Below are 18,395 nucleotides of genomic sequence, written 5' to 3'. Positions count from 1 at the left end.
CTTCGTCATCACCACCCTGGTGTGGACGTGTGCGAGCCGGATCCGCCACCGCGGCCGCAAGCCGCGACAACAGGCTCTCGCCCCGGGAGACGTGCCGGCCGCCGACGTGGCCGCCGCGGTCGCGGCACACCCGGACCGGATCGCGGCGATCCGAGCGCTCCGCGAGCAGCACCGCGGACTCGGCCTCGCCGACGCGGCCGCCCTCATCGACGGCGCCGCCCGGCAATAGCCGCCCCGACGCCATCATGCCCGGCGCCGCACAACGCAGCACCTCCCCCGACGACTCCCCGATCCGCTCTGCCGCGCTCGGGTATGCCGGTGCGCACGCACACCGGCGCGGCCCCACACGCCCCTGCCAGCGTTCCCTCGCGGCACCCGAAACCGGACACACCTCTTGCACTATTGGGCACTTCCGCGAACCTGCTGGTCACAGGCACACGCGGACTCATCTTGGATCGGCCGCACAACATTGCGCACGTGCGCTATTTCGGGTCGGTCGCGGCGGCCAGCGCGACGGCGTCGCGGAGCCGTTCGCCGGCCGCCGTGAGGGCGAGTTGTGCGTCCGAGAGGGTGTCGGTGATCTCGCCGTCCATGTCCGGGTACTCATCGCCCTGGAGCACCGCGAGCAGCTCGCGATGCAGCTCGACCTCGTGGGCGATGAGCCGGTCGAGCGCCTCCGCCAATGCCGCCGTCTTGTGGTGCCGGCCCATCAGCGCACCCCACCGCTCTTGCGGGCGGCACGCTCGGCGGCGCGGCGCTGCTGGCGGCTCATCCCCGCCCCGGCCGGGGCGGCGCCCATGCCCGGCAGGTACTGCTCCCCGGCCACCGGAGCGGTCGCCGTACGGGCACCTGTGCGCCCCTCCTGCGCCCGCAACGCCTCTGCCCGGCCCTCCGCGTACCCGGCCGCCCGGCCGCGTGCGTAGGCCCGCGCCTCGGCATCTGCGAGTGCGGCCCGGTGTGCCGTCTCCGTCCGCTCCCGCGAGGCCGCAGCGCGGCACGCATCCGAGCAATACCGCGCCGGCCGTCCCCGCGGATCGGTACGCACCGGCAACTCTCCGCCGCACCGCACACACCCCGCCGCCATCGTCTGCATGCACCCATAATATCGAACGTGCGGTATTTCCGCGCGGCCGAAACAGGGCGCCCGCGCACCCACCCTGACCAGCGTCGATATTCGCCGTTATCGGATCGTTACCTTGATGCATGAGGTGTGTCGGTCCACAGGGGCAGAAAACGCGGAGTTTCCGGCACGAGAAGGTGCGCGGATGTGGCTGCGGGGCGAGTAAGACGAGGCGCACGCACTGGTGTGCTGTGCGCCGGAAAGGCAGACGTTGGGCACGAGCAGACACCCCTGACCGGCCGTACCGCCGGTCAGGCTCCGCCGGCGCCCTGCTCGTCGCGGTTGTCGTGTTCGCCGGTGGTGAGTTGCTGCATGAGTGCGTGGAACTGCCGGTCGATCGTCTTGTCTTCGAACTCGGCGGCCACCTGCTCCCAGTGCGCCCGCTCCAGGCCCGGCAGTGCCGCACCGATCGCGAGCTTCAGGTACACCCCGCGCGAGCGTCCTGTCCGTGCCGCCAGCGCATCGAGCCGGCCGATCGTCTCCTCATCGAGGCGTACCGACACCACCCGGCCACTGCGATGGGGTTTCTGCCGCTCCGTCGCCACCACCAGCTCCCTTCCCACGCCGGACACCACTAGGTAAACAATGTTTACCACTGGGCGAACCTTTCGCACAGCACGCCCGTACCGCTCAAACCGCACCGGAGAAGGACCTCGCTTCGCTCGGGCAGGAGAACCCCAGGAGAAAACCGAAACATCTGACTTGGTTCGATGGCAACTTTAAACACGCCGGGGCGAGGTCCCCCACCTCGCGCGTGGGCCGTGGAACGGTCACAGGCGTGCAGGCACCGACGAGCGACCAGTGGGGCCAGTTGTGGCTGCCGTTGTGGCCGTACGCCTCCGACGAGCTCTACCGGGGCATCTACCGGATGGGCCGTGCCGATGCGCTTGAGCGCCGCTACATCGAGGCCAACCCGCAAGCCCTGTCGAACCTGCTGGTGGTCGATATCGACCACCCGGATGCGTTCCTGCGGGCCGTGCACGACCGGGGCGGGTGTCTGCCGAACTCGGTGGTGGAGAACCGCGGCAACGGCTACGCCCATGCGGTGTGGGCGATGGCCGAGCCGATCACCCGCACCGAGTACGCCCACCGCAAGCCGCTGTCCTACGCGGCGGCGATCACCGAGGGGCTGCGCCGCTCGGTCGACGGCGACAAGGGCTACAGCGGGTTGATGACCAAGAACCCGGTGCATACCGACTGGGATGCCGCGTGGCTGACCGACCACCTCTATAGCCTCGACGAACTCGCCGAGCATCTGCGCGGCACCGGGTACATGCCGCCGGCATCCTGGCAGCGCACCAAACGACGCGCCCCGGTCGGGCTGGGCCGCAACTGCACCATCTTCGAGACCGCGCGCGTCTGGGCGTATCGGGAGGTGCGCAAGTGCCCCGACCGCACCCCGGCATCGTCGCGCTGGCTCTACGAAGCGATCACGGCCGAGGTACACGCACAGAACGCCGGTTTCTCCGAGCCGCTGCCTGCGGGCGAGGCCGAGGGGATCGCCGCGTCGATCCACCGGTGGATCACCACCAAATCGCGCATGTGGGCCGACGGGGCTGCTGTGTACGAGGCCACGTTCACCGCCATCCAATCCGCACGCGGCCGCAAAAGCGGGCAAGCTAGAAAGGGCCAGCAAGAGCACGCCATAGATCGGGTCAGGATGGCGATCCAGGAGGGTACGGATGGCTACTGAGCGCATGTCCCGGAACGGACTCACCGTCCAAGACCTAGTCGAGCGCACCGGGGTGTCCCGAACAAACATCGTCCAATGGACTGCCGAGCCACGGGAGGAGTACTTGTCACGGGCCCAGCAGCGGCACGAGCAGATCCGCCAGCTACGGGCGGAGGGACTGAGCATGCGAGCCATCGCCGCGAAGGTCGGCTGCACGGTCGGCACCGTGCACTACGCGCTCACCCGCGCAGCCACGGCCGGCAAGAAAGACATCGCCTGACATGCGCCCCGACCACATACACGGAAACCCCGCCGACGACGTTCCCCAGCCGCTCGGCACGACCATGCCGTGCGGCTGCATCGTGCGGGCCATCTTCGTCAGCTGCGCCCACTGCCACGCCGGCACATGGGGCGCCACCCCCACCGACGCCGAGATCGGCGAACAGATCCCCGTAGCCGGAACATGCGTCACCTGCGGCGCACCGATCGCCCATCTGGCAGTCGTATGCACACAACCTGCCCCCGCAGCCCTCGGCGGATAGCCCCGACGGGGGCCATGCATACAGCAAGGCGCAACTCGACTAGGACAACGCCATTCTAACTTGTTAACAAGTTAGAATTAATTCTTCACTGGTCGTTTAGCCACTGCCACAGTGCCTGGTACACGGCGTCCTGCATCCGCAGTCCACGCTCGGCGCAGGCAGTCTTGAGTACCCGCTGCAACTCCGGAGGCAGCCTCGTACCGAATGCCGTGACGTGCGCGTCCTTGGGTATCTCCGGGGGCAGTGCCGCGGCCTGACGCGCGACGCGCGGTGTGAACGGGTGCAGTTTGCCCGACGGAGCATCGGTCGTGTCGCTCTTCGGCGTCGGCGCTGTGAACGCGGACGGCTTCTGCTGCGCGGTGCTCACCGCAGTACCGTCTTGTCCGCCAGCAAACGGTCCAGCGCTGCGTCGAAAGCCTCCATTGCTTCCGGCACTGCCGGGCGTACCTGATGGATCGGATGACGATCGCCTACCGCTTCGGCGACAGCTGCCCGTTGCGGCACCACCAAAGGCAGCACCTGCTGACCGAGGGCTTCGCGGATCTCCGCCGCGCGATGCGCTGCCTCACGCCCTTGGGCCGGCACCCGGCCCAACAGGACTCCAGCCACCTCCAGCCCCGGGTTGTAGTAGCGCCGGATGGTCTCGACGGCCTGAAGAATCTTTGCTACTCCGCGGCTGGCCATGAACGACGGCTCCGTGGCCACCAAGACACTGTCCGCAGCGATCAGGGCGTTGGAGACGAGCTTGCCCAGACTCGGCGGGCAGTCGATCAGAACCAGAGGGAACCGATCACGCAAGACCTCACTGTCGAGCGACGCCCGCAGCCGCTGCTCGACGCCGAGCCCGGCCACAGCATCTAGATCCGCCAAGTCCAGGTCGGCGGGGATCACGCTGACCTTCTCCCACAGTGACGGATGTACTGCATCGACCGCACCTCCAGGGAGCTCGTCGGCGAGAAGATCGGCCGCGGTCATCCCGTCCAACGGGTACTCGATACCGAGCGCCTCTGATGCGTTGCACTGCGGATCCAGGTCGATCACCAAGGTGGCGATCCCCCGAGCACTCGCCGCAGACGCGAGACCTAGGACGGTGGTCGTCTTCCCGGACCCACCCTTCTGGTTCACCACAGAAACAGTAGTCATGAAGCAAAGTTAACATTTTTGATTGTTAACATTGTTTCAGTGGACATCCGCGTGTCACCGATCGTGAGTAACTCTGCACCTGGACACAACGATCAAAATACGCAGGTGACGTCGCTGTACGGCATACAAGCGACCTACCTCCGAGAGGTGCCGGATTCCGTACACGGGCTCGGGTCATCGCTCCCGGACCGTCCACGCTTGCGCTCGCGCAGTAGCCCGGCATCCGGCTCACCTAGACCGCCCAGAGCCGTCAAGTCGATCGCCTCGACGGCCAGCTGGACGAGGTAATAGAGGGAGAGGATGTTCGCATGCATCGTACGAGCGAGATGTCTGACTATGAGCGCAGCGTGTGGCAGCGCCTCGTTGCCGAGACCACCGAGGATCACGACACGCCGCCCGGCCGGCTACGTAGTGGACTGGTGCGGGCGCGAGTGGCGGCCTCCGCACAGATAGGCAAGGCCAAAGACGCCGTGATGTCGTTGCCGAACGCCGAAGCAGTCGGCGACGCAATCAACAGTGCAGTCACCAACGCTTTGGACGGATTGCACTCGATGACCGTGAACTTCGGCCTGCACTCGGTCAGTCATGACACCGTCATCAAGCACTTCACCGCCAAAGGGCATCCCGTGGAGTCTCTGGATGACATCCGCTCGCTCGACATACGGGCATGTGACAGTGTCTCCGCGTCCGGGAAGCAGAAGTACCTTGTCGCTGGAGCCGGCGAAGGAGCAGCGTCGTCTCTGGTAGTTACCGGTTTGACGGTTTCATCCACCGTCTCTGGTGGCACAACTGCAGCTGCAGCTGCAGCGGCGATCGCAGCTGACTCGGTGACTGTGTTGACCGGGATGGGGCGGATCATCGCCCACGTCGCCGCGCACTACGGCTACGACGTGAATGAGCCAGATGAAGAGGTGTTCGCGGCGGGCGTGCTGTCGTATTCGACCGCGACCGGCGCGAGTCAGAAGGCCACCACCCTCGCGGCGCTGTCACGGCTGACACAGGACATGATGCGCCGCACCACCATGGCGACGTTGTCGCAGAACCAGATCGTGCGCGTCATCGAGACAGTGTTCAAGGCCCTGGGAGTGAAGATGACACGCAAGAAGCTCGCCCAGGCCGTACCCGTAGCAGGCGCGCTGATCAACGGGGGAATGAACGCGCAGCTGGCAGCACATACCTACAGTCGCGCGCTGACCGCATACAGGCTGCGCTTCCTCACCGAGAAGTACGGACTCGACCCTGCAGAGTGGCGCCCCGACGTGGACGCTACCGATGAAGACTCCGGAATGCCCCTGATCGACGAGATCCTCGATGCCGAACTCGCAGACGAGGACCACGCCCGCCGCGAACTGCTCTGACTTCCCCCTCGTTAGTCGGGACTACTGTCCGACGCCAGCCCGCACCACTCCGCTTTCCTTGAACGCATAGGTTGGCCCCATGGCAGCGGAGGGAGCACGCCCTGCGTGAAACGGTCAGTGCCCGCCGCGTAGCGGCACCGAGAAGAGACATGGTGGAGGTGGGGCGCGGTGGCGTCGGTACATGAAGTGATCGAGGCATTCCGCAAGGCGCCGTCGAACTCGGAACGCGGCACCCTGTTCGAACAGCTCATGGTCCGCTACCTCCAACTCGACCCCACCCTCGCCCAGCAGTACGACCAGGTATGGCGGTGGGCCGACTGGCCCGGCCGCGACGGCAAACCCGACACCGGCATCGACCTGGTCGCCCGCGAACGCGACACCGGCAAATACACCGCGATCCAGTGCAAGTTCTACGAACCCACCCACACCCTCGCCAAGGCCGACATCGACAGCTTCTTCACCGCCTCCGGTAAAAAGCCGTTCACCAACCGGGTCATCATCTCGACCACCGACAAGTGGGGCCCGCACGCCGAGGAAGCCCTCGACGACCAGACCATCCCCGTGCAGCGCATCGGGCTCGCCGAGATCGCCGAGGCCCCCATCGACTGGGACATCGCCTGGCCCGCCGGCAACCTCGAGATCGAGCTCGCGCCCGCCGTCAAACACACCCCCCGCAAGCACCAGCAGGAGGCGATCGACGCCGTCTTCCGCGGCTTCGCCGCCGGCAACGACCGGGGCAAGCTGATCATGGCCTGCGGCACCGGCAAAACCTTCACCGCACTCAAGATCGCCGAACGCACCGCCGCCGAGGCGGGCGGGTCGGCGCGGATCCTGTTCGCCGTCCCCTCGATCTCGCTGCTGTCCCAGACGCTGCGCGAGTGGACCGCCCAGACGACTCTCGACATGCGGGCGTTCGCCGTGTGCTCGGACAGCAAGGTCTCCCGGGCGGCCGAGGACATCGCCGCCCACGACGTCGCCGTGCCGGTCACCACCGACCCGGTGCGCCTGGCCTCGGAGATGGCGCACCGCAAACGCGCCAAGGGCCTGACGGTCGTGTTCACCACCTACCAGTCCCTGCCGGTCATCGCGGGCGCCCAGCAGGACGGTGTGGACCCGTTCGATGTGATCATCTGCGACGAGGCACACCGCACCACCGGCGTCACCCTCGCCGGCGCCGACGAGTCGCACTTCGTGCGCATCCACGACAACAACTACATCCGCTCCACACGCCGGCTGTATATGACGGCGACGCCCCGCATCTACGACGAAGCGGTGCGGGCGAAGGCCGACGAGCACGCCGCCGAAATCACCTCCATGGACGACGACGCCGTCTACGGGCCGGAGCTGCACCGCCTGTCGTTCGGCCAGGCCGTCGAACGCGGCCTGCTCACCGACTACAAGGTCCTCGTGCTCACCGTCGACGAGGACATGGTCGCCGCCCCCCTGCAGGCGCAGATGTCCGCCGGGTTCGGCGAACTGCGCCTCGACGACGCCAGCAAGATCGTCGGCTGCTGGAACGGGCTCGCGAAACGCGCCGGCACCGCCCCCGGCGGCGAGGGATTCACACCGGGCGAGCCGCCGATGCAGCGGGCCGTCGCGTTCGCCGAGAACATCAAAGCCTCCACGCAGCTCGCGGGCGTCTTCCCCGCGGTGGTCGACGGCTACCGCGACATGCTCGACAGCTCCCGAGACGACGGCAAACCCGTCGACACCACCAACCTGGATCTCGCGTGCGAGGTGCGGCACGTCGACGGCACCTTCAACGCCCTGCAGCGCGGCCGCGAACTCGCCTGGCTCAAAGCACCCATCCCGGCCGGGGAATGCCGCATCCTGTCGAACGCCCGCTGCCTGTCCGAAGGCGTCGACGTGCCGGCCCTCGATGCGGTGCTGTTCCTGCACCCGCGCAACAGCGTCGTCGACGTCGTCCAATCCGTCGGCCGAGTGATGCGCAAAGCCGAAGGCAAGGACTACGGCTACATCATCCTGCCCGTGGCCGTGCCCGCCGGCGTCGCCCCGGAAAAAGCCCTGGCCGACAACCAGCGGTTCAAAGTGGTCTGGCAGGTGCTCAACGCGCTGCGCGCCCACGACGACCGGTTCAACGCGATCGTCAACTCCATCGCCCTCAACACCCCCACCGAAGCCGGCGCGGATGCGGGGCAGGGGACGGAGGCGATCCTCGGCGGACACATCGGCCCCACCACCACCCCGAACCCGGCCTCGACCGGCGGGGAGACCGAAACCACCGAGCCCGGCGACGGGGTCGATCCGTATGCCACCGATCCGGCCGCCGCGGACCGGGAACTCGCCAAGCAGATGGCGCTGTTCTCGCTGTCGGAGTGGCAGGAGGCGATCTACGCGCGGATCGTCACCAAGGTCGGCACCCGCACCTACTGGGAAGACTGGGCGCACGATGTCGCCGACATCGCCGCCGCGCTGATCAGCCGCATCCGCGCCGTCCTCGCCGACGCCGATCAGACGATCGCCGACGGGTTTGACCGGTTCGTCACGGGCCTGCGGGACAACCTCAACGATTCCATCGGCGACGACGACGCGATCAGCATGCTCGCGCAGCACCTGATCACCAAACCGGTCTTCGATGCCCTGTTCGCCGGGCACGAGTTCGCCGCCCACAACCCGGTGTCGATCACGATGCAGGCCATGGTCGACCTGCTCGGCGCGGCCGGCCTCGAGGCCGAGACCGCCCGCCTCGAGGGGTTCTACGCGTCCGTGCGGGTCCGCGCATCGGAGGTGACCACTCCTGAGGGCAAGCAGGCCGTGATCGCCGAGCTGTACGAGAAGTTCTTCAAACTCGGCTTCGCACGTCAGGCCGAGGCGCTGGGCATCGTCTACACGCCGGTGCAGATTGTGGACTTCATCCTGCGGGCCGCCGACCAGGCGTCCCGCGAGGCGTTCGGCCGGGGCATCACCGATGCGGGTGTGCATGTGCTCGACCCGTTCACCGGCACCGGCACGTTCCTGACCCGCCTGCTGCAGTCCGGGCTCATCGACCGGGACGATCTGGCGCGTAAGTATGCGGGCGAGTTGCATGCGAACGAGATCATGCTGCTGGCCTACTACATCGCGGCGGTGAACATCGAGACCACCTTCCACGCCCTCCCCGAGGTAGACGGCGACGGTGGGTATCGGCCGTTCGAGGGGATCGTGCTGGCCGATACGTTCCAGATCACCGAGGACGGCGACAGCCTCGACGATGTGATGTTCCCGCAGAACAACGAACGCATCCTGCGTCAGCTCGGGGTGCCGATCAACATCATCGTCGGCAACCCGCCCTACTCGGTCGGGCAGAACAGTGCGAACGACCTCAACGCCAACATCGCCTATCCGACCCTCGACACCCGGATCACCGGCACCTACGCCAAACGGTCGACCGCGCAGCTGAAGAACAGCCTGTACGACTCGTATCTGCGGGCGTTCCGGTGGGCGACCGACCGCATCGGCGACGCCGGCATCGTCGCGTTCGTGTCCAATGGTGGCTGGATCGACGGCAACACCGCCGACGGCATCCGCCTCTCGCTCGCCCAAGAATACGCCCGCATCTACGTCTACAACCTGCGCGGCAACCAGCGCACCGCCGGCGAGCTTTCCCGCAAAGAGGGCGGGAAGGTGTTCGGTGCGGGCAGCCGCAATACCGTCGCGATCTTCCTCGGCGTCAAGAATCCGGCGCATACCGGTTCGTGTGAGGTGTTCTACCACGACATCGGCGACTACCTGTCCCGCGACGACAAACTCGACCTCGTCGACAACGCCACCCTCACCAGCCTGGACTGGACGGCAGTCACCCCCAACGCGCACGGCGATTGGCTCGGCCAACGCGACGACACCTTCTCCACCTGGCCCACCATCGGCGACAAGCGGGGTAAGACCGCGAATGAGAAAGTATTTGCACTCTACTCAGGCGGCCTAAAAACGAACAGAGATTCATGGAGTGTCAACTACTCTAGATCTGTCGTAGTTGCCAATATTGAACAACTATCCCATGTGTATGAATCAGACAGGGTGCGACTAATCGCGGAGCCAGATTCCGACTTAACGATCGATAAGACAGTGATGAACTGGCACCACTCCCTGATGAAGGATGTACGCGCTGGAAAGTCTCTGAAGGTAGATGCCGAAGGGTTTCGGACGAACTTATACCGTCCGTTCTGTAAACAGAACACGTATCTGGACTCTGCTTTGGGGACACCGGGGCTTCTCCGGCGCATGTTCCCGACCCCCCACCACACCAACATTGGAATCTTGGTCATGGCTCCCCGAGAAAGCGTCGCGTTCGCTGCACTCGCCACGGATACGCTGCCTGACCTGTCCTTCTTTACCTACACCGCCCAGTTCTTCCCGCGCTGGACCTACGAAAAAGCCGCCGCCACGGACGGGCACCTCGACCTCGCCACCTATGGCGGTGAGGTGGACGAGTGGGGGTATCGGCGGATCGACAACATCACCGACGCCATCCAGGACCTCTTCGCCGAGGCGCTGGGCGGCCCGGTGTCGAAGGACGACATCTTCTCCTACGTCTACGGGCTCCTGCACGACCCCGCCTACCGGCACGCCTACGCGGTCGACTTGAAGAAGATGCTCCCGCATATACCCACCCCCGAAACCCGTGAACGCTTCGACCAGTTGGCGGATGCGGGTCGGCGTCTCGCCGAGCTGCACATCGGCTACGAGGACGTCGAACCGTATCCGGTCGACGTCCAGCTCAAGGCGGGCGCCGACCAGGCAGGCCGGGAGACGTGGCGGGTGCAGAAGATGAAGTGGGCCAAGACCACCGACCCGGAATCGGGCAAGAAGGTCGACGACCACACAGCGATCGTCTACAACCCGAAGGTCACCATCGCCGGCATCCCCGCGGCCGCCGAACGCTACCTGCTCGGCTCACGCTCGGCGCTCGGCTGGATCCTCGATCGTTACCAGGTCAAGACCGACAAGGCTTCCGGGATCGTCAACGACCCCAACGACTGGGCGGATGAGCACGACGACCCCCGCTACATCGTCGACCTCATCGGCCAGGTGACGACGGTGGCGACAGAGACCATGGTGATCGTCGATTCTCTCGCGGACCCGGGCATGACCTCATAAGCACCGCACGCCTTCCCCCCCCCCCCCCCCCCCAGCCTCTGCCGCCCCAGGGATGCGTGGCGCATGGGCGACCCCGCCGGGTCCGCCGGTCGCGGCCAGTATCCCGCGGGTGATGCGCTAGGGGGCGCGCTCCTTATCCTCTGCTCCTGTCCTCGGCGCGGCGCTGCCGCGGCGCGTTCTGGACCGGCCGCGCCCGGTGGCTCGCTCCGAACGCGCGCGGCTTGCGCGTGTTGTCCTTGCTCGGCCGCGTTTCCCAGAACGACGCCTTCGACAGCCCCGCCCGCACGGAGTCGAACCGCTCTTGCAGCTCGGCGGCGTACTCGGGCATCACCGCCTGCGGGTGCGCCTCACGCACCCGCGTCATCGTCTGCCGCATCTGGTCGCGCAACCCTTCGGCCTCACGCGCCCGGCCGGCCGCCGCGTTCGCGGACGCGAACGCCTCGACGGTGCGGGCCAGCTGGCCGAGCAGCACCGCCCACGCCACCGCCGGGGTGATCGCCCGCGAGGACTGCGCGGCGATCACCGCGAATACCGTCAACCGCGGCATCCGCCCGGTCGCGGCCGCGGCGTCTCGCGGCGGCACCGCCGACCGGCCGATCCGCGCCGCCAGCGCACGCATGTCGGCATCGTCCATCCGGTCGGCCAACGCGTGCAACGCGCCCGACGTGTACGCGGCGGCCCGCGCCCACTCGGCGCGGTTGGCCGGGTCGATCGACTCGAGGTAGTCGGACCACCGCTTCGCGTGCGCCGACAGTTTGGTGATCTGTTCGGATTGCACCGCATACGTCTCGGCCCCCCGGTACGCCACCGGCGCACGGCGGGCGGCCGCCCGCCACTCGGCGACCGACTGCTCGTCCGAGTGCGCCCGCAGCAGCCCGCGCACCGCGGGCAGGCGCAGATCCGTCGCGAGGTTACCGCCGCCGAACCACACGGCCTTCATGCCCTTGTTCGGCGGGCGCAGCGCCACCTTGTAGCCGACCACCGTGTCCTCGCCACCTTTAGCGAACCGCGGCGCGATCAACACGCCCGCCCGCCGCACCCGGCGCACGAACTCGTCCTCGCCACGGCTCGCCACCGCGCACTGGCGCACCACCTGCTCGAGCTCCGTGCGGTCGAGCTCGCGTGCCTCGCGGCGGGCCTTACCGGACTCGGCGCGCGTGTAGGACCCGAGCCGCGTCTTGTCGTCGCGGCCCGCCACCACTTCCAGCCCGTGCTGGCGTTCCATACGCGCACAGGCCGCCGAGATCGTCTGGAAGTCCCGGTACAAACCCACCTTCGTGCCGTCCTCACGCACCAGCGACGCGACGATGTGCACATGGTCCTGACCGGACAGGCCCTGCCCGTGGTTGACCGCCGCCCACGGTGCCGGCGCCTTCCCCGACGCCGCGGTGAACCCGAGACTGTCCATCACGTCGGTGGCCATCGCCTTCCACTGCCCATCGGTGAGCGTGCCGTCCTCCGGGGCCGCCGACAAGATCAGGTGATACACATGCTGATCCTTGTGCCCGACCGTCACATACTCCTGTACCGACTCGTCGAACTCGCGCACCGGCGCCGGCACTCGTGCCCCCGAACGAGCATGCGGGGCGTCGATGATCGCACCGATATCGAGCGCATCATCGCGCCCCAACTCGCGGCCTTCGAAGAACAACATCGTCTCGGAATCCCCGGCCACCACATGCGGATCGGTGTGCTCGTTCGCCCGCCCCTCCGAGACGAGATACGACATCAACCCGCGTGCCCGATCACCCCGCAGCGCCTTGCCGATCACCGCATACCCACCCGGTCGATCGCCGTGTTCGCCCGCCGCACCAGATCGCGGATCCCCTCGACCGTCGCCGCCATGTTCTCCGGCAACTCGCCCGTCGCATTGGTCGCCTTCGCCATCTGATTGACGTTCACCCCCACCGACGACACCGCCCGCACCAGACCGATCAACTCGCCCGACGCCGCATGCCGACTCGCGATGTCATCCCCGGACTCGCGCCGCAACACCGACTCCACCAAGAGTCGCTGCACCGTCATGCCCGCCCGCTCGGCCGATGCCCGCAGCACCCTGTCCTCGGCCTCCGACACCCGCACCTGGATCACCCGCGGCCGCCCGCCGGCATGGTTCGCACGCCGCCGCCTCCCCCGCCGCACCGGCACATCCTCGTCGAGCATCGACGACCCCCTAGCCCAGCGCAGCGACCAACAACCGTTGGCATCAGTGTGCCCCCGGCACGCACCCGCAGCAACCGCGCAGGGCCGTTTAGTAATGCTAAAACCTATCTTGCTCCGCGTAAGCGGCCGCCCCGGAACCCGGACTCCGACGCGCAGGCACCCTGTTCAGCTCTCCGGCCTTCCAATCGCACAACGGCCCGCTCGAAGCAGACGCACGAGCCCAAAAGATCGAAAGAAGGCGCACCACGCCGCCGGACCGGCCGGCGTCGACCGGGTACGCACCAGCACCGCCAAGACGTACGCGGTCTACCGGGCACAGCACGAACAAATCGCCGCGAACGACTCCATCCTCATCGAGGACGGCAGCGACCATTGCCGCCCTCGATGACGATGGCCGCGACGTCGGCAACATCGTCTTCGGCTCACCGTCGACCACCGGCGCCGACGACCGGGGCCGACGCCCTCAGTTGCCGGCGCAGCAGGCAGTCCAACCAGATGACGCAGGACTACGCGAAGTAGTCCTCGTCGACCTCAACCGCGCTGAACTTCTGCTTCTCCTGCACGCCAACGCGGTGGGCGATCATCAGATCGACGAGCTTCGCGCCGTCGATCAGGACGATCCGCGACGACACCTTCCGCGCGTAATCGACGGCCCCCGACGTGAACGTGCTCGTGGTCAGGAACACCCCACGAGAGGCGTTGAAGCCGTGCAGGGCGCCGACGAAGGCCTGGATCGGCTCGCGCCCGACGTTGTTGCCCTCCTTGTAGCGCTTCGCCTGGATGTAGACCTGGTCGAGACCGAGCGCGTCCTGATTGATCAGCCCGTCGACGCCCTCATCGTTGGAGCCGCCGATGCGTCGGCCTCGCTGGGCCGGGCCGCCGTAGCCCATCTTCAAAAGCAGATCGACGACCGCCTGCTCGAAGAAGTCGGGGTGGCTGTTGCGGAGCCGATCGAGCAGCTCTTCGCCGACGCTCGCCTCGATGCGGTCTATCTCGCCCTCGATCACCTCGATCGGGTCAGATATCTCGCTGGGCGCCGGATCGGAGACGACTGTCGACGCGGTGGTCTTGGCCTTCTGCGGCCAGAACGGAGCGAACACCTCGCGTGCGAGCGCGTAGTCGAACCCCTGCGGGTACTTCGCGAGCGCCGCCCGGCCCGCGTCGTTGATGACGTAGTGCCCGCGCTCCGGCCGGTCGACCCACTGCGCCTTGCTCAGATGGCTAAGGGCCCAGCCCATGCGCTGCTCGTAGCGGGTGCCGCCGGACTTGAGAGTCTCGGCACGAGCCTCGGCGCCGACACCTGCCTGCTCCGCGACAGCGTCGAACACCTCCCGTCGCTGACGGACCCGGCCGTCGGAAAGCACCTGAAGCGTCGGCACGACGAACACAGGCCAGATCGGGACAAGCGAGGCTTCTTCGGACATGAGGACCATGCTCTCTCAGTCGCAGTCCACGTCAGATCGCGGCACACATCCCAAGGACGATTCCGGCCATCGACATCAAGACGCCGGCCAGGACGCACCCCCAGTAGGCGAACTGTCTGCGTTCTGCCCGCTGCTCCGAATCGGAGATGGCACTGCGGAGTTGTTCGTCGAGCTTCTGCTCGCGCTCGTGGGACTGCTCGCGGTGGGTCGCCGCTTCCTTGCGTACGTCGCAGATCTCTTTGCGGAGGATCTCGCACTCACGGAACAAGGATTCGATCTGGCCCTGCGCCGGCTTCCCGGGGTCATACGCGATCGAAGCCGACACTTCGGCGGACAGCATCCCGGCGGACCCAAACGCTGCAGGTACCTGGACACTGACGGATTTCTTAATGCCGAGTGCTCGTCGAAGACGCATCATGGCGCCAGCGAACATGGCTTGCGCCGATCGCTGCGTGCTGTCCAAGTGCCACCACGCTATAAGCAGCCCGACGCTCGTCATGACCGTGCCGAGGATCTGCAGCACTCCCGATAGAGCAATCACCACACACCCGCCTCCCGATCTTGGCCCGTTACGTAGCTGTCGTTACGGCGCCGCCGACGTCATCGCGTACCCCTCGCTTGCTTCCCGGCCCGGCCTCTCATCGCCGAGTTCTGTGCTGCCCCTGGCTGCGGCGTACGCCCCGCGTCCGGCGAGCGCGTCGTAGAGCACCCGCCGCGAGCACCCCATCTCCCGTGCGATGTGCGCCTTGGGCACCCCGTCCGCGATGCGCCGGCGGGCTTCGGCGATCTGGTCGCCGGTGAGTTTGCGGGCACGGCCGCGGTAGACGCCGCGGGCCTTCGCCGCCGCGATGCCCTCACGCTGACGCTCACGGATCAGCGAGCGCTCCAGCTGCGCGACCGCGCCGAGCAGGTGCAGCTGGAACAGCGCGAACGGATCGGCGTCGCCGGGGGCGAAGGTGAGGTGTTCGGCGACGAACTCGACCCGCACACCCCGCCCGGTCAGCTCCGCCACGATCTGGGCGAGGTCGACCGCCGAGCGGGCCAGCCGGTCCATCGAGGCGACCCGCACCGTGTCCCCGGCGCGCACGTACCGCAACAGTGCGGCCAGGGCCGGCCGCTCGCTCCGGGATTTGCCGCTCACCTGGTCGGTGAACGTCTCGTCCACCGCGCCGACGGCGGCGTGCTGACGGGCCGGGTTCTGCTCGATCGTCGAGACCCGCACGTACGCCACGACCTGACCCGAGTGTTCCGGCATGCCTGGACCCTAGGGCAGACCTGTGACAAAACACGGCCACAGGACCCCAACGTCACGCCGCTCAGAGCCGGCCGGGCTGTGCGTCTGGGGTGTACCTCAGGGAACGTTCGCGCCAATACAGCGTTCATCTCCGCGAGAATCGCCACGATGCGCGCACACGACTGACGCGAAACGCTGGGTGTGCTAGCTTGTCCTCACTACATCCCCCACGCCTCTCCACGATGCGCACTTGGGGGATTTTTCTTTGCCACGGGACCGGAGGAGCGGCGAATGCCCCACCCATCACGCCCGCGCGGTTCCCTCGACTACGCCAAGCCACCGCTAGCCCTCGATGACCTCGTCGACCGCCTCGCCCAGCGCGGACTGGACATCCCGGACCGGGACCGGGCTCGCAGGTACCTGCGCCACATCGGCTACTACCGGCTCTCGCCGTACACGATCCCCTTCCACCAGCAAGGAGCCGGGCATCTCTTCCGAGAAGGGGTCCGCTTCGACGATGTACTCGACCTGTACGTCTTCGACCGTGCCCTCCGGCTGTTGGTCATGGACGCGCTCGAACGCGCCGAAGTCGCCATCCGCGCCGCGCTGACCGACCACATGTCGACGACCTACAACGATCCGCACTGGTACACCGACCCATCGCACTTTCACTTCCCCGGCAAACACAGCACGTTGCTGAAGATTGTGCGCGACACGTGCGACACGCAGCTACGCCGCAAACCGGACGTCGAAGACGGGCAACTGCTCCACCGCTCGGCGCTCGAGCACTACCTGACGACCTACCGTTCTCCTGAGCTCCCACCGTCCTGGCTCATGGTCGAGACCTTGACGATCGGCCAGCTGGACAACGCGTACCGCAACCTCGGAAGACGGCCTGACCGGACCGCCATCGCCAGGAGCCTCGGCCTGACCGCGCCGATCCTTCAATCCTGGATGCAGACCTACGTCCGCGTGCGCAACATCTGCGCCCACCACGGCCGGCTGTGGAACGTCGGACTCGGCGTCTACCCGAAGATCCCCACCTCCCCCACAGTCTCGTGGCTACAGGACAACAACGCTCTGCCCGAACGATCGCAAAAACGCCTCTACCCGGTGCTCGTGTCGCTGCAGTCCGTACTCGACTCGGTCTCACCGCACAGCAGTTGGGCACGACGACTCCACCAACTCCTCGCCACGCGCCCCCGCATGAACCTCGCCGGGATGGGAGTCCCGGAGAATTGGGCCGACGACGACTTCTGGAACCGGCACATCACATGACCGTGCTGGCCCCGATGCAGCAGTAGCCGGGCGTGGCACCACGCCGTACCAGTAGAGACCGACACCGTGACAGCCCGCGAGCTCGTCCACCGAACCCGCCCGGCAAACACAGCTGGACAGCGATCTTCGCCGAGTTGTGCGTGCCACCCTGGAACCATGCCTTCCGCAACTGCACCCCCCGCCCGCCACTCTCCGCGTTGGGGCGCCGGGTGGGGGGTCGTTTCGGCGAGCGTCATCGCCGTATTCGTCTTTGTCCCTGCAACATTCAGGATCCAGAAGGCCCTGAACGTGCCACCCATCGACCCCACCCCCGGAAGCACTGCGGAGATCGCCGCGTCGTACTGGTGGACGTGGGCCCTCTGCTTCGCCTTGCTGCTCACGCCGGCACTGGTGATGGCGGTGTTCCGCAGGTCCAGGCGTGCCGCCGCAGGCTACGCGATCACCGCGGCGGTTCTCGGCGGACTGCTCGCCGCGGCGTTCATCAGCTTCGATCTCGGCGGCTTCGCCCCCTCCTAGCCGGATCACCACTCCGCCTGCAGGGCCCCGCCACGCCGACCACTTGCGGTAGCGCTCCACCGGCGGCGCACCGCACGCGTAGCTGCGTACGGTGCGCCGCGGCCAGTCGCCCACTGCATCACCGCACACCGACTGCCGCCGTTCCCCCACCCCATCAGCGTGCACGTGTGCTTCACTCGCCCCATGCGGCGGGTGAATTGGCGGCGGGTGGAAGCCGCGATGGAGACGTGGGGGCCGTTCGTGCTGCTGCCGTGGTTCGCTCTCGGCGGCGGCCCCGCCTTCGTCCGCGACGTCGTCGATGATCCGACGCCCTGGCACTGGTTCGTCTTCCTCGTGTGGGTCTTCGTCATCACCACCCTGGTGTGGACGTGTGCGAGCCGGATCCGCCACCGCGGCCGCAAGCCGCGACAACAGGCTCTCGCCCCGGGAGACGTGCCGGCCGCCGACGTGGCCGCCGCGGTCGCGGCACACCCGGACCGGATCGCGGCGATCCGAGCGCTCCGCGAGCAGCACCGCGGACTCGGCCTCGCCGACGCGGCCGCCCTCATCGACGGCGCCGCCCGGCAATAGCCGCCCCGACGCCATCATGCCCGGCGCCGCACAACGCAGCACCTCCCCCGACGACTCCCCGATCCGCTCTGCCGCGCTCGGGTATGCCGGTGCGCACGCACACCGGCGCGGCCCCACACGCCCCTGCCAGCGTTCCCTCGCGGCACCCGAAACCGGACACACCTCTTGCACTATTGGGCACTTCCGCGAACCTGCTGGTCACAGGCACACGCGGACTCATCTTGGATCGGCCGCACAACATTGCGCACGTGCGCTATTTCGGGTCGGTCGCGGCGGCC

17 protein-coding genes and 1 pseudogene are annotated in these 18,395 nt (G+C 67.3%); 8 read left to right on the top strand and 10 right to left on the bottom strand.

The genetic code is table 11. From position 1 onward, the window contains the following. Positions 1 to 229 (top strand): annotated as a pseudogene (locus JJ683_RS18755) (hypothetical protein); the annotation flags it as partial. A 253-nt stretch (positions 230 to 482) separates the two neighbouring features. Here the strand turns inward: JJ683_RS18755 and JJ683_RS17005 are convergent. The 3 genes from JJ683_RS17005 to JJ683_RS16995 all read right to left on the bottom strand — a co-directional run bounded on the left by JJ683_RS17005 (position 483) and on the right by JJ683_RS16995 (position 1,716). Next, positions 483 to 710: a hypothetical protein gene (locus JJ683_RS17005; protein ID WP_200175865.1), complete on the bottom strand. Its 228-nt coding sequence runs from the start codon at positions 708 to 710 to the stop codon at positions 483 to 485. Next, entirely contained in the window at positions 710 to 1,093 is a 384-nt protein-coding gene (locus JJ683_RS17000) for a hypothetical protein (RefSeq protein ID WP_200175871.1), read from the bottom strand. The genes JJ683_RS17005 and JJ683_RS17000 overlap by 1 nt, the downstream gene beginning before the upstream one ends. Before the next feature lie 278 nt (positions 1,094 to 1,371). After that, positions 1,372 to 1,716: a ribbon-helix-helix protein, CopG family gene (locus tag JJ683_RS16995; RefSeq protein WP_307811007.1), complete on the bottom strand. Its 345-nt coding sequence runs from the start codon at positions 1,714 to 1,716 to the stop codon at positions 1,372 to 1,374. A 182-nt stretch (positions 1,717 to 1,898) separates the two neighbouring features. Between JJ683_RS16995 and JJ683_RS16990 the strand changes: the two genes are divergently transcribed. Further along, complete coding sequence (locus JJ683_RS16990) at positions 1,899 to 2,813, top strand: replication initiation protein (protein ID WP_307811006.1); 915 nt, start codon at positions 1,899 to 1,901, stop codon at positions 2,811 to 2,813. After that, positions 2,803 to 3,072 (top strand): helix-turn-helix domain-containing protein, encoded by a 270-nt coding sequence (locus JJ683_RS16985; RefSeq protein ID WP_200175863.1) that lies wholly within the window; start codon positions 2,803 to 2,805, stop codon positions 3,070 to 3,072. Before JJ683_RS16990 ends, JJ683_RS16985 begins: the two co-directional genes overlap by 11 nt. A gap of 347 nt (positions 3,073 to 3,419) precedes the next feature. Here JJ683_RS16985 and JJ683_RS16980 read toward each other — a convergent pair whose 3' ends face one another. Together JJ683_RS16980 and JJ683_RS16975 are read right to left on the bottom strand one after the other, a co-directional pair. Then, entirely contained in the window at positions 3,420 to 3,701 is a 282-nt protein-coding gene (locus JJ683_RS16980) for a hypothetical protein (protein WP_200175860.1), read from the bottom strand. Beyond that, the gene (locus tag JJ683_RS16975; protein WP_242474809.1) at positions 3,698 to 4,477 is read right to left on the bottom strand and encodes a ParA family protein; all 780 of its coding nucleotides are present in this window, start codon (positions 4,475 to 4,477) and stop codon (positions 3,698 to 3,700) included. The genes JJ683_RS16980 and JJ683_RS16975 overlap by 4 nt, the downstream gene beginning before the upstream one ends. Before the next feature lie 308 nt (positions 4,478 to 4,785). On the opposite strand from JJ683_RS16975, the gene JJ683_RS16970 reads away from it, so the two are divergent. Both JJ683_RS16970 and JJ683_RS16965 read left to right on the top strand, forming a co-directional pair. Beyond that, a complete protein-coding gene (locus JJ683_RS16970; RefSeq protein ID WP_200175856.1) occupies positions 4,786 to 5,835 on the top strand; it encodes an EcsC family protein in 1,050 nt (349 codons plus the stop codon). A gap of 168 nt (positions 5,836 to 6,003) precedes the next feature. Beyond that, positions 6,004 to 10,932 (top strand): DEAD/DEAH box helicase, encoded by a 4,929-nt coding sequence (locus JJ683_RS16965; RefSeq protein ID WP_200175853.1) that lies wholly within the window; start codon positions 6,004 to 6,006, stop codon positions 10,930 to 10,932. A gap of 133 nt (positions 10,933 to 11,065) precedes the next feature. Here the strand turns inward: JJ683_RS16965 and JJ683_RS16960 are convergent, their stop codons facing one another. The 5 genes from JJ683_RS16960 to JJ683_RS16940 all read right to left on the bottom strand — a co-directional run bounded on the left by JJ683_RS16960 (position 11,066) and on the right by JJ683_RS16940 (position 15,774). After that, positions 11,066 to 12,703, bottom strand: a complete 1,638-nt coding sequence (locus tag JJ683_RS16960) for a relaxase/mobilization nuclease domain-containing protein (protein ID WP_200175851.1) — start codon at positions 12,701 to 12,703, stop codon at positions 11,066 to 11,068. After that, positions 12,700 to 13,095, bottom strand: a complete 396-nt coding sequence (locus JJ683_RS16955) for a plasmid mobilization protein (RefSeq protein ID WP_200175850.1) — start codon at positions 13,093 to 13,095, stop codon at positions 12,700 to 12,702. The genes JJ683_RS16960 and JJ683_RS16955 overlap by 4 nt, the downstream gene beginning before the upstream one ends. A gap of 506 nt (positions 13,096 to 13,601) precedes the next feature. After that, positions 13,602 to 14,483, bottom strand: coding sequence for a restriction endonuclease (locus JJ683_RS16950; protein WP_307811004.1), 882 nt, complete (start codon positions 14,481 to 14,483; stop codon positions 13,602 to 13,604). A gap of 67 nt (positions 14,484 to 14,550) precedes the next feature. Beyond that, a complete protein-coding gene (locus JJ683_RS16945) occupies positions 14,551 to 15,042 on the bottom strand; it encodes a hypothetical protein (protein ID WP_200175848.1) in 492 nt (163 codons plus the stop codon). Between the two features lie 60 nt (positions 15,043 to 15,102). Next, entirely contained in the window at positions 15,103 to 15,774 is a 672-nt protein-coding gene (locus JJ683_RS16940) for a recombinase family protein (protein ID WP_200175847.1), read from the bottom strand. A gap of 270 nt (positions 15,775 to 16,044) precedes the next feature. Here JJ683_RS16940 and JJ683_RS16935 point away from each other — a divergent pair, with 270 nt between their 5' ends. From JJ683_RS16935 to JJ683_RS16925, 3 genes are all read left to right on the top strand, one after another. Beyond that, a complete protein-coding gene (locus JJ683_RS16935; protein WP_200175845.1) occupies positions 16,045 to 17,031 on the top strand; it encodes an Abi family protein in 987 nt (328 codons plus the stop codon). A gap of 288 nt (positions 17,032 to 17,319) precedes the next feature. Continuing rightward, a complete protein-coding gene (locus JJ683_RS16930; protein WP_200175843.1) occupies positions 17,320 to 17,547 on the top strand; it encodes a hypothetical protein in 228 nt (75 codons plus the stop codon). A 183-nt stretch (positions 17,548 to 17,730) separates the two neighbouring features. Continuing rightward, positions 17,731 to 18,117 (top strand): hypothetical protein, encoded by a 387-nt coding sequence (locus JJ683_RS16925; protein ID WP_200175841.1) that lies wholly within the window; start codon positions 17,731 to 17,733, stop codon positions 18,115 to 18,117. Positions 18,118 to 18,395 lie beyond the last annotated feature (278 nt).

This window comes from Tomitella cavernea (genome assembly GCF_016599145.1).
In the GTDB taxonomy this organism is placed as follows: Bacteria; Actinomycetota; Actinomycetes; order Mycobacteriales; family Mycobacteriaceae; genus Tomitella; species Tomitella cavernae.
This window is presented reverse-complemented; position numbering and strand designations above follow the sequence as displayed.